Source organism: Microbacterium sp. W4I20, assembly GCF_030816505.1.
GTDB lineage: Bacteria > Actinomycetota > Actinomycetes > Actinomycetales > Microbacteriaceae > Microbacterium.
Genome location: NZ_JAUSYB010000001.1, coordinates 1688011 through 1707030, shown reverse-complemented (window position 1 = coordinate 1707030; position 19020 = coordinate 1688011). Strand labels below are relative to the sequence as shown.

16 protein-coding genes are annotated in these 19020 nt (G+C 68.8%); 12 read left to right on the top strand and 4 right to left on the bottom strand.

The genetic code is table 11. From position 1 onward, the window contains the following. Positions 1-20 precede the first annotated feature (20 nt). A complete protein-coding gene (locus QFZ21_RS08335; RefSeq protein WP_307376563.1) occupies positions 21-1010 on the bottom strand; it encodes an aldo/keto reductase in 990 nt (329 codons plus the stop codon). A gap of 58 nt (positions 1011-1068) precedes the next feature. Between QFZ21_RS08335 and QFZ21_RS08330 the strand changes: the two genes are divergently transcribed. The 6 genes from QFZ21_RS08330 (at position 1069) to iolD (ending at position 7823) form a co-directional block, all read left to right on the top strand. Beyond that, positions 1069-2091 (top strand): zinc-binding dehydrogenase, encoded by a 1023-nt coding sequence (locus tag QFZ21_RS08330; RefSeq protein ID WP_307376561.1) that lies wholly within the window; start codon positions 1069-1071, stop codon positions 2089-2091. After that, complete coding sequence (locus QFZ21_RS08325; protein ID WP_307376559.1) at positions 2088-2846, top strand: SDR family oxidoreductase; 759 nt, start codon at positions 2088-2090, stop codon at positions 2844-2846. The genes QFZ21_RS08330 and QFZ21_RS08325 overlap by 4 nt, the downstream gene beginning before the upstream one ends. Before the next feature lie 253 nt (positions 2847-3099). Continuing rightward, a complete protein-coding gene (iolC, locus tag QFZ21_RS08320) occupies positions 3100-4101 on the top strand; it encodes a 5-dehydro-2-deoxygluconokinase (RefSeq protein ID WP_373426007.1) in 1002 nt (333 codons plus the stop codon). Continuing rightward, positions 4052-4999 carry a deoxyribose-phosphate aldolase gene (locus QFZ21_RS08315; protein WP_307376554.1) on the top strand — a complete coding sequence of 316 codons (948 nt, stop codon included), beginning with the start codon at positions 4052-4054 and terminating at the stop codon, positions 4997-4999. Before iolC ends, QFZ21_RS08315 begins: the two co-directional genes overlap by 50 nt. Further along, positions 4996-5883 carry a 5-deoxy-glucuronate isomerase gene (gene iolB / locus QFZ21_RS08310; RefSeq protein WP_307376553.1) on the top strand — a complete coding sequence of 296 codons (888 nt, stop codon included), beginning with the start codon at positions 4996-4998 and terminating at the stop codon, positions 5881-5883. The genes QFZ21_RS08315 and iolB overlap by 4 nt, the downstream gene beginning before the upstream one ends. Before the next feature lie 56 nt (positions 5884-5939). Next, positions 5940-7823, top strand: a complete 1884-nt coding sequence (gene iolD, locus QFZ21_RS08305; protein ID WP_307381262.1) for a 3D-(3,5/4)-trihydroxycyclohexane-1,2-dione acylhydrolase (decyclizing) — start codon at positions 5940-5942, stop codon at positions 7821-7823. A 52-nt stretch (positions 7824-7875) separates the two neighbouring features. Here iolD and QFZ21_RS08300 read toward each other — a convergent pair whose 3' ends face one another. The 3 genes from QFZ21_RS08300 to QFZ21_RS08290 are packed head-to-tail and all read right to left on the bottom strand — an operon-like array spanning position 7876 to position 11505. Further along, positions 7876-9690 (bottom strand): glycoside hydrolase family 2 protein, encoded by a 1815-nt coding sequence (locus tag QFZ21_RS08300; protein ID WP_307376550.1) that lies wholly within the window; start codon positions 9688-9690, stop codon positions 7876-7878. Between the two features lie 37 nt (positions 9691-9727). Beyond that, on the bottom strand, positions 9728-10732 hold the full coding sequence (locus QFZ21_RS08295) for a LacI family DNA-binding transcriptional regulator (RefSeq protein WP_307376548.1): 1005 nt from the start codon (positions 10730-10732) through the stop codon (positions 9728-9730). Further along, on the bottom strand, positions 10729-11505 hold the full coding sequence (locus QFZ21_RS08290; RefSeq protein WP_307376545.1) for a GntR family transcriptional regulator: 777 nt from the start codon (positions 11503-11505) through the stop codon (positions 10729-10731). Before QFZ21_RS08290 ends, QFZ21_RS08295 begins: the two co-directional genes overlap by 4 nt. 268 nt (positions 11506-11773) lie before the next feature. Between QFZ21_RS08290 and QFZ21_RS08285 the strand changes: the two genes are divergently transcribed. From QFZ21_RS08285 to QFZ21_RS08260, 6 genes are read left to right on the top strand one after another with little or no spacing between them, the layout of a single operon-like run. Next, a complete protein-coding gene (locus QFZ21_RS08285) occupies positions 11774-13015 on the top strand; it encodes an ABC transporter substrate-binding protein (RefSeq protein WP_307376542.1) in 1242 nt (413 codons plus the stop codon). Beyond that, positions 13012-13947 (top strand): carbohydrate ABC transporter permease, encoded by a 936-nt coding sequence (locus QFZ21_RS08280; protein WP_307376540.1) that lies wholly within the window; start codon positions 13012-13014, stop codon positions 13945-13947. The genes QFZ21_RS08285 and QFZ21_RS08280 overlap by 4 nt, the downstream gene beginning before the upstream one ends. A 1-nt stretch (position 13948) precedes the next feature. Beyond that, the gene (locus QFZ21_RS08275; protein ID WP_307376538.1) at positions 13949-14842 is read left to right on the top strand and encodes a carbohydrate ABC transporter permease; all 894 of its coding nucleotides are present in this window, start codon (positions 13949-13951) and stop codon (positions 14840-14842) included. Positions 14843-14847: 5 nt separating this feature from the next. Beyond that, positions 14848-16005: a Gfo/Idh/MocA family protein gene (locus tag QFZ21_RS08270; RefSeq protein ID WP_307376535.1), complete on the top strand. Its 1158-nt coding sequence runs from the start codon at positions 14848-14850 to the stop codon at positions 16003-16005. Beyond that, a complete protein-coding gene (locus QFZ21_RS08265; protein WP_307376530.1) occupies positions 16002-16835 on the top strand; it encodes a ThuA domain-containing protein in 834 nt (277 codons plus the stop codon). The genes QFZ21_RS08270 and QFZ21_RS08265 overlap by 4 nt, the downstream gene beginning before the upstream one ends. Beyond that, on the top strand, positions 16832-19006 hold the full coding sequence (locus tag QFZ21_RS08260; RefSeq protein ID WP_307376528.1) for an alpha-galactosidase: 2175 nt from the start codon (positions 16832-16834) through the stop codon (positions 19004-19006). The genes QFZ21_RS08265 and QFZ21_RS08260 overlap by 4 nt, the downstream gene beginning before the upstream one ends. Positions 19007-19020 lie beyond the last annotated feature (14 nt).

Sequence of the window (19020 nt, the reverse complement as noted above, 5' to 3'; positions counted from 1 at the left end):
TGACACTCTATCGGTAATCATCAAATGAATTCGTCCTCGGATGCGAGATTTTCCTCGCTGAGCGAGGCGTCGATCTCGTCCCACAGGCTCTCCGGGATTGGTACCGAAGCCCGCTCGATGCCCTGCTCCACCTGCCGCCTGTCTCGCGCGCCGATCACGACCGATGCGACCGCCGGATGCCGCAGGGGGAAGTGCACCGCGGCATCCGGCAGCGTCACTCCGTGCGAGCGGCAGATCTCGGCGAGGCGTGTTGCGCGGCGAACGAGATGCTCCGGCGTCGTCCGGTAGTCGAACCGCGAAGCCGGGTCCACGTGTGCACGGCTCAGCAGGCCGGAGTTGTACACGCCTGCGGCGACGACGGCCACTCCGCGCTCTTGCGCGAGAGGGAGCAGATCCGCTTCCGCCGAGCGATCCAACAGCGTGTACCGGCCGGCGAGCATGACCACGTCGATGTCGCACCGGCGCACGAACTCGGCCAGCATCGCCGACTGGTTCATCCCGGCTCCGATCGCCCGGATCACGCCCTCATCCCTCAGCTCGATCAGGGTGTCGACGGCCTCGGTGGAGGCCTGCTCCCCGTGATCGTCGGGGTCGTGGAGATACACGACGTCGATCCGATCCAGGCCGAGTCGCTCGAGGCTCGCTTCGAGGGAGCGCAGGATCCCGTCGCGTGAGAAGTCCCAGACGCGACGGTGCGTGGCGGGCACCGCGAAGTCGTCGTCCAGGCGGTCGGCGTGCTCGGGGGAGGGCTCGAGGAGGCGGCCGACCTTGGTCGACAGGATCCACTCCGACCGCGGCCGGTCGGCGAGCAAGGCGCCCAGCCGACGCTCGGACAGTCCGAGTCCGTAGTGGGGCGCGGTGTCGAAGTAGCGCACGCCGGCATCCCAGGCCGCGTCGATGGCCGCGGCGCAGTCCTCGTCGCTCGTCACCCGGTACAGGTTGCCGAAGGCGCTGCCGCCGAGGCCGATCCGGGGGAGTGCGAGCCGCTCGGGCGAAAGCCGACCGTTCATGATTCTCCATTCGCGCTACAGTGAATTCATCATATCTTTGACTGCGGTAGGAGTTGCCATGCAGAGCGTGTCGTACATCGGGTCGGGCCGGGTCGAGGTCGCAGAACAGCCGACCGAGGCTCCCGCCGCCGGAGAGGTGCAGCTGGCCGTCGCCTTCACGGGCCTCTGCGGCACCGACATGCACATCATCCACGGATCGATGGACGCGCGCGTGACGACTCCTCTGGTCTTCGGGCACGAGATGAGCGGCACCGTCGAGCAGATCGGCGCGGACGTCGAAGGGTGGGCGGTCGGCGACCGGGTCACGGTCATGCCCCTGGAGTGGGACGGCACCTGCCCCGCGTGCCTCGCCGGTCATCAGCACATCTGCCAGAACCTCGACTTCGTCGGGATCGACTCCCCGGGGTCGCTGCAGCAGCGCTGGAACGTGCGCGCCGAATGGTTGATCCCCCTGCCCGACGACATGCCCCTCGACATCGCCGCGCTGGCCGAGCCGACAGCGGTCGCCGTGCACGACGTGCGACGCTCCGAACTCGGTCCTGGCGACAAGGTGGTCGTGATCGGCGGCGGGCCGATCGGACTGCTCATCGCGAGCGTCGCCCGCCACTTCGGTGCCGAGGTCGCGGTGATCGAGCTGGCACCCGCCCGACGCGCGCAGATCGCCGAGCTCGGCTTCGAGACGCTCGACCCGCGTGTGACGAACCAGGATGCCTGGGTGGACCGGTGGACGGAGGGTGCGGGGGCCGACGTCGTCTTCGAGGTCTCCGGCGCGGAGGCCGCGGTGCGGGGAGCGACGTCGCTGGCGAAGGTCCGCGGAACGATCGTGGTGGTCGCGATCCATCCGACTCCGCGGCCGATCGATCTGCAGCGGGTGTTCTGGCGCGAGCTGCGTCTGCTCGGCGCCCGCGTCTATGAGCGGCGCGACTTCGACACGGCGGTGGAACTGCTCGCGGAGGGGGCGATCCCGACAGAGCTGCTGATCACCAAGGTCGTTCCGCTCTCGCAGGTGCAGTCGGCGTTCGACGATCTGGAGCAGGGGAACGCGCTGAAGATCCTCGTCGACGTCGGAGCCGGCGCATGAGCGGCCCGTTCGACCTCACCGGACGTCTCGCCGTCGTGACGGGCGCATCCCGCGGCATCGGCCGCGCGATCGCCGAGTCGCTCGCCGACGCGGGCGCGGACATCATCGCGGTGAGTGCGTCCATCGATCCCGAGCGAAGCGCGGTGGGGGATGCCGTCGCCGCGCGCGGACGCGCGTTCGAGGCCTTCGCCTGCGACTTCGCCGACCCCGACGCCGTCGCAGCGCTCGGCGCTCGACTCGGTGACCGGCCCGTCGACATCCTGGTCAACAACGCGGGCACGATCCGTCGAGCCCCCGCCGCCGAGCATCCGAGCGAATGGTGGGACGAGGTGATCCAGGTCGACCTGTCGAGTCAGTTCGCCTTCACCCAGGCGCTCGCGCAGGGCATGCTGGAGCGCGGCCGAGGCAGGATCATCTTCACGGCCTCCCTGCTCGCGTTCCAGGGCGGCATCAACGTGCCCGGGTATGCGGCCGCGAAGTCCGCGATCGCCGGTCTCACCAAAGCACTGTCGAACGAGTGGGCGGCCCGCGGCGTCACGGTCAACGCGATCGCCCCCGGCTACATCGCGACCGACAACACCCAGGCGCTGCAGGACGACCCGGAGCGCTCGCGGTCGATCCTCGAGCGCATCCCCGCGGGACGCTGGGGCGCGGCATCCGACATCGGTGGGGCCGCGGTGTTCCTCGCCGCACCGGCATCCGACTATGTCTCGGGGATCACCCTGCCGGTCGACGGGGGATGGCTGGGCCGCTGACACGACGACGTCGACCCGGGGCGGCTACCGGTCGTCCCACCACCCGTGTACCCGTCGTTGACGTCGATTTCTCACCACGCAGACTTCGGCTCAGCACCCGACAGGCTCATTCAGCGCCCGGATCAGCGTCATAGACCGCCGCCACTCCCTTCGTCCCCGACGAGCCTCGGTGCGTGCGCGCGCTCCTGACCCGACGGAGCGTGCGCGATTGCCAATCGTGTGTTCAGGCTCTAGTCTCTATTTGTTAGAACAAATGAAGGCTCTTGATCGAAGAGGATCACCCGTGAACCCCAGTCCACCTGCGTCGTCGATCGACGTTCTCGCCATCGGGCGGATCGGCGTGGATCTGTATCCGTTGCAAGACGGCGTGGGCCTGGAAGACGTGACGAGCTTCGGGAGATACCTCGGAGGCTCGGCCACCAACGTCGCGATCGCTGCCGCCAGATACGGCCGCACATCCGCGCTGATCACCCGGACCGGAGACGACCCGTTCGGCAGCTACGCGCGCCGCGAGCTTGTGCGCCTGGGTGTCTCGGACCGCTTCGTCGACGTCGTACCTGAGCTGCACACTCCGGTCACATTCTGCGAGATCTTTCCGCCCGATCACTTTCCCCTCTACTTCTACCGCGACCCGATCGCACCCGACTTGGTGATCCATGCCGACGAGATCGACCTCGACGCGGTGATCGGCGCTCGCGTGTACTGGTCGACCGTCACCGGATTGAGCCGAGAGCCCAGTCGATCCGCGCACTTCGCGGCCTGGCGTGCGCGCGACCGACGTCCGCTCACGGTGCTCGACCTCGACTACCGTCCGATGTTCTGGGAGAGCGCGGAGGTGGCGAGGGAACACGTCGCTCGAGCGCTCGATCATGTGACCGTGGCGGTCGGCAACCGCGAGGAGTGCGAGATCGCCGTCGATGAGACCGATCCTGATCGGGCAGCGGACGCCCTGCTGGAGCGAGGCGTCGAACTCGCGATCGTCAAGCAGGGCCCGAAGGGTGTGCTCGCCAAGACGAAGGATGAACGCGTGGAGGTCGCCCCGTTCGCGGTCGATGTCGTGAACGGTCTGGGCGCGGGCGACGCGTTCGGGGGTGCGCTCTGCCACGGTCTCCTGGCCGGGTGGGGGCTGGAGCAGACGATGCTCTGGGCCAACGCGGCCGGCGCCATCGTCGCCGGGAGACGCGAGTGCTCCACAGCCATGCCGGATGCGGCTGAGGTCGAGGAATTCCTCGGAAAGGCGGTCGCGCGTGCCTGACATCGCGGAGATCCGACGGATCCGGGCGGAGAATCCCGCCCTGGTCGGGCAGACGCTGCGCGAACGACGACGGCGCGCGCTGCTCGGCGACGACGGTCGCCTCTTCATCATCGCCGCCGACCACCCGGCGCGCGGCTCGCTGGGAGTCGGCGCACGCCGGTTCGCGATGGGCAGTCGAGTGGCTCTGCTCGAGCGTCTCGCGATCGCGCTCGAGCGACCCGGCGTCGACGGCGTCCTCGGCACCCCCGACATCATCGAGGACCTCGCTCTGCTCGGCGTGCTCGATGACAAGGTCGTCGTCGGTTCGATGAACCGCGGTGGCCTGCAGGGTGCGGCGTTCGAGATGGACGACAGGTTCACCGCCTACGACGTGCCGGCGCTGGTGCGCGACGGGATCGACCTGGGAAAGCTGCTCCTGCGCATCAACCTGGAGGATGCCGGGACCGCCTCGGTGCTCGAGGGATCGGCCGCAGCGGTCTCGGCCGCCGCCGCCGCGCAGCTGCCCATCATGCTCGAGCCGTTCATGAGCCGGCGGAACGGGGACCGGTTCGTCAACGACCTCTCCACGGATGCTGTGATCCGCTCGATCGCCATCGCTGCGGGTCTGGGGGATTCCTCCGCGTACACCTGGTTGAAGCTCCCGGTGGTCGCCGACATGGAACGCGTTGCAGAAGCCGCGACGATGCCGACGCTGCTGCTCGGGGGAGACCCGGTGACGGGCCAGGACGAGACGTTCGCCTCGTGGCAGCACGCGCTCACACTCCCCGGAATGCGCGGGCTCGTCGTGGGACGCTCCCTGCTCTATCCGCATGATGACGACGTCGTCCGGGCGATCGACATCGCCGCCTCTCTCGTGCATGAGACCGTGGCGGCGCGTACGCACATGCGTGGGCGATGACGACCAACGAATGGGTGTTCCCCCGAGGCTCGCTCGCCGAGGGGCGCTGGGAGAGCGTGGTCGGAGCGGAGCATCCCGGATGGCAGCACACCGGCATCCGCGTCGCCGAACTCGACGGAACGATCACCCTGCCGCCGTCTGCGGCGGAGCGCATGATCGTTCCCCTCGCGGGATCGTTCGTCGTTTCGACGGCCGAGGAACGATGGATGCTCGAGGGACGCCGATCCGTCTTCGACGGACCGACCGACGTGCTGTACGTGGGCACGATGACCGGGTTCCGGATCGAGGGAGTCGGTCGCGTCGCCGTCGCCGAATCGCCGACGACCCGGCAGCTGCCGCCGTCACTCCTGCGGCGCGACCGGGTGCCGGTCGAGATCCGCGGCGCCGGGCGGTCAACGCGCCAGGTGCACAACTTCGGCGTTCCCGGGGCGCTCGCGGCACACCGGCTCATCGTCTGCGAGGTGGTGACCCCCGCGGAGAACTGGTCGTCGTATCCGCCGCACAAACACGACAGCGCCAGCGCATCCGAGAGCGAGCTGGAGGAGATCTACTACTTCGAGTCCGCAGTGGCGCGGGGAGTGCAGGCGCCGCTCGACGCAAGGCCGTTCGGGATGTTCACCGCCTATGCCTCCGACCACCGGGCGATCGAGACCGCGGCCCGCGTGGAGACCGGCGACATCGCCCTCGTCCCCTACGGGTTCCACGGGCCCGCGGTCGCCGCGCCGGGGTACGACCTCTACTACCTCAACGTGATGGCCGGCCCCGGGGCGGAACGCGCATGGCGGATCACCGACGACCCCGCACAGGCCTGGATCCGAGAGCATTGGAGCGGAGAGCACCCTGATCCGCGTCTGCCGTACCTGTCGAAGGAGACCACGCAGTGACACGACCGAACGACGATCTCGACCGCGCTGCACCCCGCCACGGCCGCACGCGCCGGATGACCGTGGCCCAGGCATTGATGACCTTTCTCGCGAATCAGTGGACGGTCGACGGCGACACCAGGGAGCGGACGATCGCGGGCACCTTCGGCATCTTCGGCCACGGCAACGTCGCGGGCGTCGGACAGGCCCTGCTGCAGCTGCACACCGACGAGCCGGGGCTCATGCCCTACCACCAGGCCCGCAACGAGCAGGCGATGGTGCACCAGGCCGTGGGCTATGCCCGGATGCGACGGCGACGCGCGACCTTCGCGGCGACGGCATCCGTCGGTCCCGGGGCCGCCAACATGCTCACGGGCGCGGCGCTGGCCACGGCGAACCGGCTCCCCGTGCTCCTGCTGCCCTCTGACACCTTCGCCACCCGCGTCGCCGACCCCGTCCTGCAGCAGCTGGAGCACCCGCACGATCCGGGGATGCAGGTGACCGACGCCTTCCGCCCGGTGTCGCGGTTCTTCGATCGGGTGCAACGCCCCGAGCAGCTGTTCTCGATCGCCCTCGCGGCGATGCGGGTGCTGACCGACCCCGCCGAGACCGGCGCCGTGACGATCGCTCTGCCCGAAGACGTGCAGGCGGAGGCGCTCGAGGTGCCCGAGGAGTTCCTGCAGCCGCGCGACTGGCATGTGCGTCGACCCGTGCCCGAGCCGGAGGAGCTCGCGAGGGCGGTCGAGGTCATCCGCGCGGCGAAGCGGCCCTTCCTCATCGCCGGCGGCGGCGTGCTGTACTCCGGCGCGGAGGACGCGCTTCGGGCCTTCGCCGACGCCACGGGGGTGCCGGTCGGTGCGACCCAGGCCGGCGTGGGAAGCCTTCCCTGGGATCACCCCCGGTACGTCGGCGGCGTCGGTGCGACCGGAACGACGGCGGCGAACGCGCTCGCCGCCGACGCCGACGTCATCATCGGGATCGGAACCCGCTACAGCGACTTCACCACGGCCAGTCGCACCGCATTCCAGCATCCGGGGGTGCGATTCGTGAACATCAACGTCGCGTCGTTCGACGCGTACAAGCACGGCACCCCGTTCCCCGTCGTGGCCGACGCGCGCCGAGCGATCGAGGGCGTGCACGCGGCGCTGGAGGGCTGGCAGGTCGGGCCCGAGTACGCGCAGCGCATCGCCGAGGAGAAGAGCCGGTGGGATGCTGTCGTCGATCGGGCGCTCGCGCCGACCGGTGGGGACCTGCTGGGCCAGCCGGAGATCATCGGTGCGGTGAACGCCGCGAGCGACCCGACGGACGTGCTCGTGCAGGCCGCGGGATCGCTGCCGGGTGACCTGCACAAGCTCTGGCGCGTGCGCGACCCGCTCGGCTACCACGTCGAATACGCCTTCTCCACGATGGGCTACGAGATCGCGGGCGGCCTCGGGGTCCGCCGCGCCGCCCCCGACCGCGATGTGCTCGTCCTCGTCGGAGACGGGTCGTACCTGATGCTGCACACCGAGCTGGTGACCGCCGTCGCCGAAGGGCTGAAGATCATCGTGGTGCTGGTCCAGAACCACGGGTACGCCTCGATCGGGCATCTGTCGGAGACCGTCGGGTCGGCGCGATTCGGCACCAAGTACCGGGCGCAGGACCCCGAGACGCTCGATTTCGTCGAAGAACGATTCGTGCCGGTGGACCTCGCGGCGAACGCGCGATCGTACGGGGTCGATGTGATCGAGGTCGCTCCCGGACCAGACGCGGCGGGTGATCTTCACGCCGCCGTGCGTCGGGCGAAGCAGTCCTCGACGACGACGCTCATCCACGTCGATGCGGATCCGCTCCGCTACGGCCCCGATGGCGGAGGCTGGTGGGACGTCCCCGTCGCCGAGAGCTCGACGCTCGCGAGCACTCGCGAGGCCCGAGAAGACTACGAACGTCTCCGCACCGCTCAGCGACCGCTGCTCGGCTGACACGCGTATCGGGCGACGACCAGAGGTCGCCGCCCGATGGGCACTCGTGCGATCAGGGCGTGGAGTGTGACTCGGCCGCCACGATCGACCGGATCACGTCGAGCGGGAGCTTCGGCACGCGGTTCTCGTCGGCGAGTCCATTGGCCTCCTGCATGGTGTCGGTGATCTGGGTGTAGCAGAAGCCCGACAGGACCCTGCTCTGGAGCAGGGCGCCGAAGATCCCGCGCAGGTGACTCTCCAGCTCTTCGACGGTGGTGCTCGTCGTATATCCCCAGGCGGGCTCCGACGGTGCGCTCTCGTACTTGACCCCGCCGAACTCGCTGACCATCACCGGGAGGGCGGCGGTGTCGGCCTCGCCCTCCGCCATCAGCATCCGATGGGAGGGCCCGTAGCCGGAGAAGAGCGTCTTCAGCGCATCGTGATCGGCGTAGCGCCGCGCGAAGGTCTCGGGGTCGCCGTCGTAGTCGTGCACCGTGAGGATGTCGGAGTGCGTGTGCTCCCACCCGTCGTTCGAGATCACGGGCCGGGTCGGATCGAGCGCGCGGGTGAGATCGGCGAGTCCGCGCGAGAACGCGCGCTGCGGAGCATCCGTCAGGATGTCGCGTAGCCCCCAGCTCTCGTTGAACGGCACCCAGGTGACCACCGACGGGTGCGAGCGATCGCGGCGCACGAGCTCCAGCCATTCGCGGGTGAGGTCGGCGATGGCGTTCGTGGTGAATTCGTAGGCGGCGGGAGCCTCGCCCCAGAGCAGCAGACCCAGCCGGTCGGCCCAGTAGAGGAACCGCGGGTCCTCCGCCTTCTGATGGATCCGCGCGGTGTTGAAGCCCATGTCCTTGATCAGCTGGACCTCGGCGCGGAGGGCGTCGGCGCTCGGTGCGGCGAGATGCGATTCGGGCCAGTAGCCCTGCTCGAGCACCGCCCGGACGAAGTAGGGCCGGTCGTTGAGGAGGAAGCGCCCCGCAGCGGTGCCGACCGTGCGCAGACCGAGATAGGACTCGACCGTATCCACGGAGTCGCCGTCGGTCACGGTCACGGTCGCATCGATGAGGCGGGGATTCTCCGGAGACCAGGTCAGCTTCTCGTAGTGCTGGCCGTTGCGCTGATCCCGTAGGGGGATCACGATGAGGGGCGCGCCCGCACTGGTCACCACGGACGACACGCGCGCCAGGGGCTCTCCGTCGTAGCTCAGCTCGACGTCGACGGTGGCACCGGCGGTGAGCGGCCGGTTGGCGAGCACTTCGAGTTCCACGCTGTCGGTGCCACGCGTCACCCGCCAGGAGAGCTCCGTGATGTGCGTCGGTGCGACCTGCTCGAGCCAGACCGGCTGCCAGATGCCGGTCGTCCGGCGATACCAGATCTCGTGCGGTTCGGGCAGCCACTCCTGCTTGCCTCTCGGCTGCCCCACGTCGAGCGGACGGTCGACGGCGCGCACGACGAGCAGGTCGTCGCCGCCGTCGAGGTAATCGGTGATGTCGGCAGAGAAGGGGGAATGACCTCCTGCGTGCGTGGCGACCTGGCTGCCGTTCACCCAGACCGTCGCGGCGTAGTCCACGGCGCCGAAGTGCAGCACGACTCGTGCGGCGTCATCGTCACGTGCCGTCTCGTCGGCGGTGAGGGTACGCGCGTACCAGACGACCGGGTGATACGAGGGGTCGCCGATGCCGGACGCGGGGGATTCCGGCGGGTACGGCACGACGATCGTCTGCGGGAAGTCCCCCTGACGGAACCACTTCTCGGACGTGCCGATCTCGGAATCGTCGTAGGCGAAGCGCCACTCGCCGTCGAGGCTGTGCCACAGGGGGCGCCGCAGCTGCGGACGCGGGTAGGAGCCGATGGATTCGGATGCGGATGACGTCGTTGTGTCCATGCGGATACTGTGGCGCACTTTTTCCAGCGCTGCAAATCTACGTGGCGGTGCTCCCGCGCACCACGAGGTCGAATCCGACCAGCGCGTGGCGTCCTTCTCCGCGCTCCCCGCCCATCCGATCGCGGAGGAACGAGAACGCCGTCTGGACCAGCGTCGCCTTGTCGGGTCTGATCGTCGTCAGGGCGGGAGTGGTGAACTGCGTCATGAGGATGTCGTCCCACCCGACGACCGCGACGTCGTCGGGCACGGAGCGCCCGCTCCGTGCGAGCGCCTTCATCGCGCCGATCGCCGAGAGATCGTCGAAGCAGATGAGACCGTCGAACTGCGCGCCCGCCCGGAGGGCATCGCTGACGGCGGCCTCGGCGGCGAAGGCTCCGAAGCGCGTCATCGGGATGAGGAGGTCGTCGCCCCGCTCGGCACCGCGTTCCTCGAGGGCCGCGCGGTAGCCGGCGAGGCGAAGAGTCGCGGTGACGTGCCCGACATCGTGGTTGCGACCCAGGAAGGCCACCCTCGTGCGCCCGGACTGCAGCAGATGGAAGGTCGCCGTCCGAGCTGCGGCGAGGTTGTCGACCATCACATGATCCACCGCCGGGGGAGGGGGGATCTCCCCGAGCAGGACCAGCGGGGTCGTGCTCCTCAGCTTCTCGATGTCCGGGGCGGAGAGGAGCGTCGGCTGGAAGACGAGACCGTCGATGAGCCCGTGTTCACGGCCCTGCAGAACGGCCCGCTCCTCGTCGATCCCCCCGGCGGTCTGCTCGATCAGCAGGCGGTAGTCGAACCCCTCCACCTCCGTCGACATGAGCGCGGCCATCTCGGCGAAATAGGGCGCCTCGATCGCCGGCAGAGCGAAGGCCACCATGCCGGTCCTGCCGGAGGCCAGGCGCCGGGCACCGCTGTGCGGCACGTATCCGAGCTGATCGATCGCCTGCTGCACCTTCGCACGGGTCGAGGGGCGGACGTGCTGATAGTGCCGGACGACGTTCGACACGGTCTTCATCGACACTCCCGCCAGCGCGGCCACGTCCTGCAGCGTGACGGTCACGGCAACGGGCCACGGTCCACGAGGGTCATCTCGAAGCCGTACAGATCGGGTCGGTAGCAGTGATGTCCATATTCGACGGCAGCGCCGTCGGCGTCGTAGGCGGTCCGGTCCATCGTGAGGACCGGAGCCCCCCGGCCGATGTCGAGGAGCTGGCCCTCGTCGACCGTCGCGCGGCGCGCGCCTATGCGCTGGCGCGCGACCCGCAGCGTCACACCGCGGTCACGGAGCGCGTGATACAGCCCTCCCGCCTTCAGCGTCTCGGCGGTGATGTCGGCGTACGTGTCGGGCAGGTAGTTCTCCAGCACTGCGATCGGCACCGCGTCAGCGAATCGCACCCGGCGGATCTTGAGGACCCGCGCCTCGGAGGCGATCCCGAGCTGCGAGGCGATCTCGGGAGCGGCGTGGGCCAGCGTCACATCGAGCACCCGGGTGGAGGGCACCCGACCGGATCGTTCCAGGTCGTCGTGGAGGCTCGTCAGATCGATCTGCCGGGCGACCGATCCGTGCACGACCTGCGTGCCGATCCCTCGCCTCCGCACGAGGAGCCCCTTGTCCACGAGCTCCTGGATCGCCCGGCGCACCGTCGGGCGCGACAGGGACAGGCGCTCGCTGATGGACACCTCGTTCTCGAGGCGCGCGCCCGTCGGCAGCGAGCCGGAGGCGATCGCCGCTTCGAGTCCGGTCGACAGGCGGACCCAGAGCGGCGCGGGCTGTGCCGTCGCCGGGAGAAGCTGCTCGACCGGCAGCACCACGGGCTGTACTCCGTCGGTCATGCGGCCTCCGTCCTCGGATGAACTGACATGGTGGGCAGTATGTCATGTTAGTACAAAGGTGCCCAGAATCGTTGACGATATTTCGCAATTGTCCTAACATGATGGCGGGGATCAGCTGACGGATCGGCAAAGCAGCCGACGGGGTGGGCCCAGGAGAGGCATCGCAATGAAGCGTTCTTATGTTGTCGCTGCGTTCACAGCCACCGCAGTCGCCGCCGCCGGGTTGACCGGCTGCTCCGCGGGAGGAAGCAACGAAAGCGACGGCCCCGTGACGATCACGATCATGGAGACCAAGCAGACCAACATCGATGCGATCGGCAAGGAGATCCCGGGCTTCGAGGCCGAGATGGCCAAGCAGGGCAAGGACATCAAGGTCGAGCTGATCGCCGACAAGCTGACCGACGAGCAGTTCATGACGAAGATGACCCAGCAGCTCGCCGCAGGTCAAGCGCCCGACGTGTTGGACATCGGCGAGAACATGGCCATCTCCTGGGCCTCCGCCGGCTATCTCGCCCCGCTCGACGACCAGCTCGAGGCCTGGGACGGCTGGGAGCACTACTACCCGGCTGTCAAAGAGGCGATGACCCGCCAGGACGGCCAGATCTACAGCATCCCCTCCGGAGCCGGAGTGCTGAACCTGTTCTACCGTCAGGACATCCTGACCGAGCTCGGGATCGACACGTCCCAGCCTGAGACGTGGGACGACCTGATCGAGCGACTGGTCGCGGTCAAAGAGGCGACCGGTGGTACGCCGCTCGTCATCCCGGCGGGCACCGCATGGGGCGGCGGCACGTGGGGCGAGGGCTTCCAGCCCCTCCTCGGCGGCACCGACAAGGAGTACTACGACCCCGAGACCGACACCTGGGATCTCGAGAGCCCCGGCTGGCTGGCGGTCTTCGAGCTCTACGCCGATCTTGTCGAGAACGACCTGTTGCCCGTCCAGGACCTGCAGAACCCGAACCCGTGGGAGCCGACGAAGTACACGAAGTTCCCCGAGGGTGACATCCAGGTCGCGGCGCAGGGCACTTGGGGCTGGAAGTTCGACTGGGGCCCCGAGGGAGCAGCCCCGATCGACGGTCTCACCGAACGCGTCTCCACGTGGCAGTGGCCCGGCCTTCAGTCGGGTGACGAGCCGTACGGCTGGAGCAGCACCGGCGGCGGCTACGCCATCTCCGCCGATTCGGACAAGAAGGATGCCGCGTTCGAGTTCATCAAGTACCTGTCGAGCGGCAAGCCCCTCGCCGAGCAGCTCGTCGCCTCGGGAGCCGCATCCGCCCGCGACGACCTCGACGACGTCGCGCCCTACTCGGAGGAGCCGCAGCTGCTGCAGGCGGGCAAGGACCTCGAAGGCAGCGTCTACGTGGTGACCGGTGACGGCGCCTCTCAGATCGGACAGGCCGTGGCCACGGCGACGGAGATGATCCTCAGCGGAGCGAGCGGCCAGGAGGCCTACGACGCGTTCGTCGCTGATGCGACGGACCTTCTGGGCCCGAATCTGGTGAAGCAGTGACCTCGACGCTTCCCGCGTCCAGGTCGGCGGCGGCCTCCGGGCCGTCGCCGACTCGGCGTCGCCCGCGCAACTGGCCGCTGATCCTCCTCCTGCTCGGGCCCTCGTTCGCTCTGATCTTCCTGTTCATCCTGGTTCCGGCGGGATACAGCGTCTATCTCGCGTTCACGAACACGCAGCTCACAGGATTCGCGGCACGAGACCCGCAGTTCGTCGGCATCGACAACTTCGTCTATCTGCTGAACAACGCGGACTTCCTCGGGTCGCTCGGGCAGACTGCGGCGTTCACGCTGTGGAGCGCGATCATCGGTCAGACCGTTCTCGGAATGGTCGCCGCCATCCTCCTCAGCCGCCCGTGGTTGCGAGGGAAGGGCTTCTTCGGCGCCGCCGTGCTGATGCCGATGGTCGTCCCGGAGGTGGTCGCATCCCTGGCCTGGGCGAGCGTGCTCTCGAACAGCGCCGAGGGAACGCTGAATCGTCTGACCGGCGTGTTCGGCTCGGAGCCGACCGCCTGGCTCCAGGTCGTGCCGCTCACCTCGATCATCATCGTCAACATCTGGCGCGGCGTGGCCTTCGCCATGATCATGTTCCAAGCGGCCCTGGAAGACGTTCCCGCCGAGCTCATCGAGGCGGCCCGGATCGACGGCGCGACCGCCATGCAGGTCTTCCGGCACGTCACTCTTCCGCTCATCCGCGGCCCGGTCTTCCTCTACCTCCTCCTGACGACCATCAGCACGATCGGCGTCTTCGGCCTGGTCTACTTCCTCACGCAGGGAGGACCCGGCGGTCAGACCCGGCTCGCGGCGATCTACATCTACGAGCGCGCTCTGCAGTTCTCGCAGATCGGGATCGGCAGCGCAGCATCCATCATCCTGCTCGTCATCGTGCTCGTCCTCGGCGTCGTGTACGTGCGCCTGGCGAAAGTGGAGGTCTGACATGACATCCGTGGTCTCCCGCTCCTCCCAGACCTCCGGGGAGGTGCCGATGCAGAAGATGCGGAAGCGCCCCCTGACGCCGGTCGCCGCCGTCCAGCGGACGCTGGGCTACATCCTCATCTCCCTGATGGCGCTGTTCTGCCTCGTGCCCTTCGCGTGGGTCGTGCTCAGCGCGGTCGACGCCGAGGCCGGACCGACCGTGCAGTGGCCCACGTTCGCCATGGACAACTTCGTCAAGTTCTTCACGGATGCCGCCACGCCGCAGCTGCTCGTGAACAGCCTCGTCATCGGCGTCAGCGCGACGGCGCTGAACCTCGCGCTCGGCCTCGCCGGCGGATACGCCCTCGCGCGGTACCGGTTCAAGGGGCGTCGGTTCTTCATGTTCGGCATCCTCCTGATCCGCGTGATCCCGGCGCCGGCCACGATCGTCGCGCTGTACCTGATCATGGTCAACATCGGACTCTCGAACACGCTGTTCGGCCTGATCATCGTCGAGGCGGCCTTCCAGCTGCCCGTCACCCTCTGGCTGCTGGCGGGCACGATCGCCGCGGTGCCCATCGAACTCGAAGAGGCTGCGTGGATCGACGGCAACTCCCGTCTCCAGGCGATCTGGCGGGTCGTGCTCCCCCTGGTCGGACCGGGGCTGGGGGCGGCGGCCATGCTCAGCTTCATGGGCGTGTGGGGCGACTTCCTCACCCCCCTCGTGCTGCTGCAGAGCTCGGAGCTGTACCCGCTCTCCATCGGACTCTTCCGGGCTTTCAGCGAGTACAACCAGGTCGACTGGGGTCTGCTGGCAGCCAGTGCGATCGTGTACCTGGTGCCGCCCGCCGTCCTCTACGTCTTCGTGCGGAAGCATCTGCTGCGGACGAGCCTGGGCGGTGCGATCAAAGGATGACTCGGATGACCACAGCAGACGCGCCTCCGCAGAGGCTGCCCGTCATCGTCGTGGGTGCCGGTGCGATGGGCGGGGAGTGGCTCCGGATGCTCGCGCGATCCGCTCACGCCGAGCCGGTCGGCGTCGTCGACCTGGATGTCGACCTCGCGATGCGGACCGTCTCGTCGATCGGACTGGAGGATGCCGCGGTCGGATCCTCTCTCGCCGACGTCGTGGAGCGATCGGGTGCCCGCGCGGTGATCAACGTCACCGTGCCCCAGGCCCACCGCGTGGTCAACGAGGAGGCGATGCGCCAGGGCCTGCCGGTGCTGTGCGAGAAACCCCTGGCGCCGACGGTCGCGGAGGCGCTCCGTCAGGTGGCGCTGGCCGACCTGACCGGTGAGCTGCTGATGGCGAGCCAATCGCGCCGTTACTTCCGCCACCTTGCCGCCTTCCGCGATGCGGCCGCGCAGCTCGGGGCGCTCGGTGCCGTGCACGCGCAGTTCTTCCACGCCGACCACGAGCCCGGATTCCGCGAGCAGATGGCGCATCCGCTCCTGGTCGACATGTCGGTGCACCACTTCGACATGCTCCGCTACCTGACCGCGGACGAGCCGGTGTCGGTGCGGTGCGCGTCATGGAACCCGCCGTGGAGCTGGTTCGCCGGCGACGCCGCGGCGACCGCGACCTTCGACCTCGCCTCCGGAGCACGGTTCGTGTACTCCGGCAGCCGGTGCACTCCGGGCCTGCAGACGTCCTGGAACGCCGACTGGCGCATCTACGCCGAGCAGGGGGCCGCGAGCTGGGACGGCGATCACGTCGTGCAGGTGGATGCCGGAGACATCGGGTTCGAGGTCGCCGAGGCGAGCGAAGGCATCGAGGGGGCTCTCGAGGAGTTCGTGAGCGCGCTCGATTCCGGCGTCACCCCGCAGAACGAGGTCCGGACCAACGTCTTGACCCTCGCGATGGTGGAGGGCGCGATCCGCAGCAGTGAACGCGGGGGCGACCGTGTCGTGCTCGAGGAGCTCCTGGAGGAATCCCTCGCGCAGGCCATCGCCGACGAACAGCGCGACGACGTCGCCGACCTGCTGCGCTCGTGGCCGAGTGCCGCGGAAGCCATTGCCACCCGGCCCTGGGGGAGTTCCCCCCGGGCGAACCCTCACGCGTCAGGAGGCGCCCGATGACCCTCACCCCCACTTCCACCGAAACCATCCGCGTCGTCGTCTGGGGCGAGAACCGTCACGAACAGGTGAACCCCGTCGTGCGGGGCATCTACCCCGACGGGATGCACTCGACGATCGCCGAAGGGATCACCCGTCTGCTCGGCGACGACGTGACGGTGTCGACACGCGTGCTCGACGAGCCCGAGCACGGCATGACCGAGGAGACCCTCGCGGCCACCGACGTGCTGCTGTGGTGGGGCCACACGGCGCACGAAGAGGTCTCCGACGAGGTCGTCGAACGCATCCAGCGGCATGTGCTGGAGGGCATGGGGATCATCGTCCTGCACTCCGGGCACCACTCGAAGATCTTCCGCCGGCTGATGGGCACGACGTGCAGTCTGCGCTGGCGGAACGACAACGACCGGGAGCTGGTCTGGACGGTGGATCCGCGGCATCCGATCGCCGAAGGCGTGCCCCAGCCGCTCATCATCCCGGGCCAGGAGATGTACGGCGAGTACTTCGACATCCCCGAACCGGATGAGCTGATCTTCATCAGCAGCTTCTCCGGCGGCGAGGTGTTCCGCAGCGGGATCACGTATCGACGCGGCCACGGGCGGGTCTTCTACTTCAGCCCGGGTGACGAGATCTACCCGGTGTACCACCACCCCGACGTGCAGCGCGTCATCGCCAACGGGGTGCGCTGGGCGCGGCCGCGGCAGGCACGGGAGTCGTATCTCATCACGCCGATGTACCTCACGGGCGACTTCGATCGCCCGGTGCTGACGTCGCCCGAAGGCCTGATCGATTACCACACCCGCGAGCTCGTCGAGCCGCGCGAGTCCGGGGCATGACCGGCGCCGTCCCGGACACGTACGTCCACCTCGCCGCCGCCGGTGTGAGCGTGGTGCTCGACGTCACGGAGGGGCGGCTCCCCTCGATCGTGCACTGGGGCGCGGGTCTCGGGGAGCAGACCTTCGACGATGTCGTGTCACTCGCGGTCGCGGCGGTGGAGCCGTCGGCCGGCAACGTGGTCGACGCCGCCGTTCGGGTGGGGGTGCTCCCGGAGCACCACGCCGGCTGGGAGGGCAAGCCCGGCCTCGTCGGGCACCGCGAGGGCACATCCTGGTCTCCGCGCTTCGTCCTCGAGCGGATCGAGCTCGACGGGTCAGCGGTCTCCGACGGGGGACTGATCGAGACCGGCGCGGCGCTGCTCGTGTTCCACGCGCACGATCCGGAGGCGGGACTCGGCCTCGCTCTCGAGCTGGAACTCCTCGACAGTGGGCTGCTGCGCACGCGGGCGGAGGTGCACAACGAGGCCGACGGCACCTACACGGTCGACGACGTGAACCTGGCGTTCCCGGTGCCCGTCCGGGCGCGCCAGGTGCTCGACTTCGCCGGCCGCTGGAGCCGGGAACGTGTGCCGCAGCGCCACGACCTCGTGGTCGGCATCCACGAACGCGAAGGCCGCAAAGGGCGCACAGGGCCGGATGCCGCGACGGTGCTGAGCGTGGGAACGCCCGGGTTCGAGTTCTCCTCCGGGGAGGTCTGGGGGATCCACGTCGGCTTCAGCGGGAACCACCGTCACTACGCCGAACAGCTGTCGGCGGGCGCGCAGGTCATCGGCGGAGGAGAGCTCCTTCTTCCGGGCGAGGTGCGTCTGGCGGAGGGCGCGCGCTATCGGACGCCGTGGGTGTACGGCGCCTATGGCGATGGCCTCGACGCGCAGGCGCACCGCTTCCACCGCTTCCTCCGATCACGCGAGAGCCACCCGACCAGGCCCCGCCCGGTGACCTTGAACGTCTGGGAGGCCGTCTACTTCGACCATGACGTGCCCCGCCTTCTCGACCTCGCGGATCGCGCCGCAGCCCTCGGCGTCGAGCGCTTCGTGCTCGATGACGGCTGGTTCCTCGGGCGCCGCGACGACACGAGCGGTCTCGGCGACTGGACGGTCGACCGAGACGTCTGGCCCGACGGCCTCGGTCCCCTCGTCGAGCGGGTGACCGCGTCGGGTATGGAGTTCGGGCTCTGGTTCGAGCCGGAGATGATCAACGAAGACAGCGAGCTGGCGCGCGCGCATCCCGAATGGATCATGCAGACCGGAGGGCGGCTGCCGCTCCGCGGCCGGAATCAGCAGGTGCTGAACCTCGGGATCCCTGAGGCCTACGACCACGTGCTCGCCGACATGACCGCGATCCTGGCCGAGCACGACATCGCCTACATCAAGTGGGATCACAACCGAGATCTCATCGACGCGGGGACCGCCCCCACCGGGGCGGCCGGTGTGCACGCGCAGACGCTCGCGACATACGCCCTGATGGATGAGTTGAAGCGCCGGTTCCCCGCACTCGAGATCGAATCGTGCTCGTCGGGCGGCGCTCGCGTCGATCTCGGCGTCATCGAGCGGACCGACCGGGTCTGGGTCAGCGACTGCATCGATCCGCTGGAGCGCCAGCAGATGATGCGGTGGACGATGCAATTGATGCCCGCCGAGCTGCTGGGCTCTCACATCGGAGCGACGGTGAATCACACCACCGGTCGCACGCATGAGCTGTCGTTCCGCGCCGCCACGGCGCTGTTCGGCCATTTCGGCATCGAATGGGATCTCGCCAGGGCCACCGACCGCGAGAGCGCCGACCTCGCCGCGTGGATCGACTTCTACAAGACGCATCGGGCATTGCTGCACACCGGCGACATGATGCGCGCCGACACGATCGATCCGGCGTTCCAGGTCTACGGCGCGATCGCCGAGGATCAGTCCGAGGCGCTCGTCTTCCTCGCCTTCCTTGGCCGGTCGACGATCTCCCCGCGCGGCCGGTTCACCGTGCCGAACCTGCATCCCGAGAAGCGATACCGCATCGCTCCGGTCACGATCGGCACCCCCGACGAGGGGCGTGCTGATCCGCAGTGGTACGGCGACGGAACGGGCGTCGTCCTCAGCGGGCGCGCGCTGGAATCGGTCGGCGTGCATCTTCCGGGGTCGTTCCCGGAACGCGTCGTCGTGTACCGGATCACCGAGGTGTGACGAACGGCCCTTCC

Bases quoted from the DNA above. Each gene is read 5' to 3' on its own strand.
- QFZ21_RS08315 (WP_307376554.1), top strand. From the start codon at position 4,052: ATGCGGCTGAGGTCGAGGAATTCCTCGGAAAGGCGGTCGCGCGTGCCT.
- QFZ21_RS08260 (WP_307376528.1), top strand. From the start codon at position 16,832: ATGACCGGCGCCGTCCCGGACACGTACGTCCACCTCGCCGCCGCCGGT.
- QFZ21_RS08330 (WP_307376561.1), top strand. From the start codon at position 1,069: ATGCAGAGCGTGTCGTACATCGGGTCGGGCCGGGTCGAGGTCGCAGAA.
- QFZ21_RS08275 (WP_307376538.1), top strand. From the start codon at position 13,949: ATGACATCCGTGGTCTCCCGCTCCTCCCAGACCTCCGGGGAGGTGCCG.
- QFZ21_RS08270 (WP_307376535.1), top strand. From the start codon at position 14,848: ATGACCACAGCAGACGCGCCTCCGCAGAGGCTGCCCGTCATCGTCGTG.
- iolB (WP_307376553.1), top strand. From the start codon at position 4,996: ATGACGACCAACGAATGGGTGTTCCCCCGAGGCTCGCTCGCCGAGGGG.
- iolC (WP_373426007.1), top strand. From the start codon at position 3,100: ATGAAGGCTCTTGATCGAAGAGGATCACCCGTGAACCCCAGTCCACCT.
- iolD (WP_307381262.1), top strand. From the start codon at position 5,940: ATGACCGTGGCCCAGGCATTGATGACCTTTCTCGCGAATCAGTGGACG.
- QFZ21_RS08325 (WP_307376559.1), top strand. From the start codon at position 2,088: ATGAGCGGCCCGTTCGACCTCACCGGACGTCTCGCCGTCGTGACGGGC.
- QFZ21_RS08265 (WP_307376530.1), top strand. From the start codon at position 16,002: ATGACCCTCACCCCCACTTCCACCGAAACCATCCGCGTCGTCGTCTGG.
- QFZ21_RS08335 (WP_307376563.1), bottom strand. From the start codon at position 1,010: ATGAACGGTCGGCTTTCGCCCGAGCGGCTCGCACTCCCCCGGATCGGC.
- QFZ21_RS08300 (WP_307376550.1), bottom strand. From the start codon at position 9,690: ATGGACACAACGACGTCATCCGCATCCGAATCCATCGGCTCCTACCCG.
- QFZ21_RS08290 (WP_307376545.1), bottom strand. From the start codon at position 11,505: ATGACCGACGGAGTACAGCCCGTGGTGCTGCCGGTCGAGCAGCTTCTC.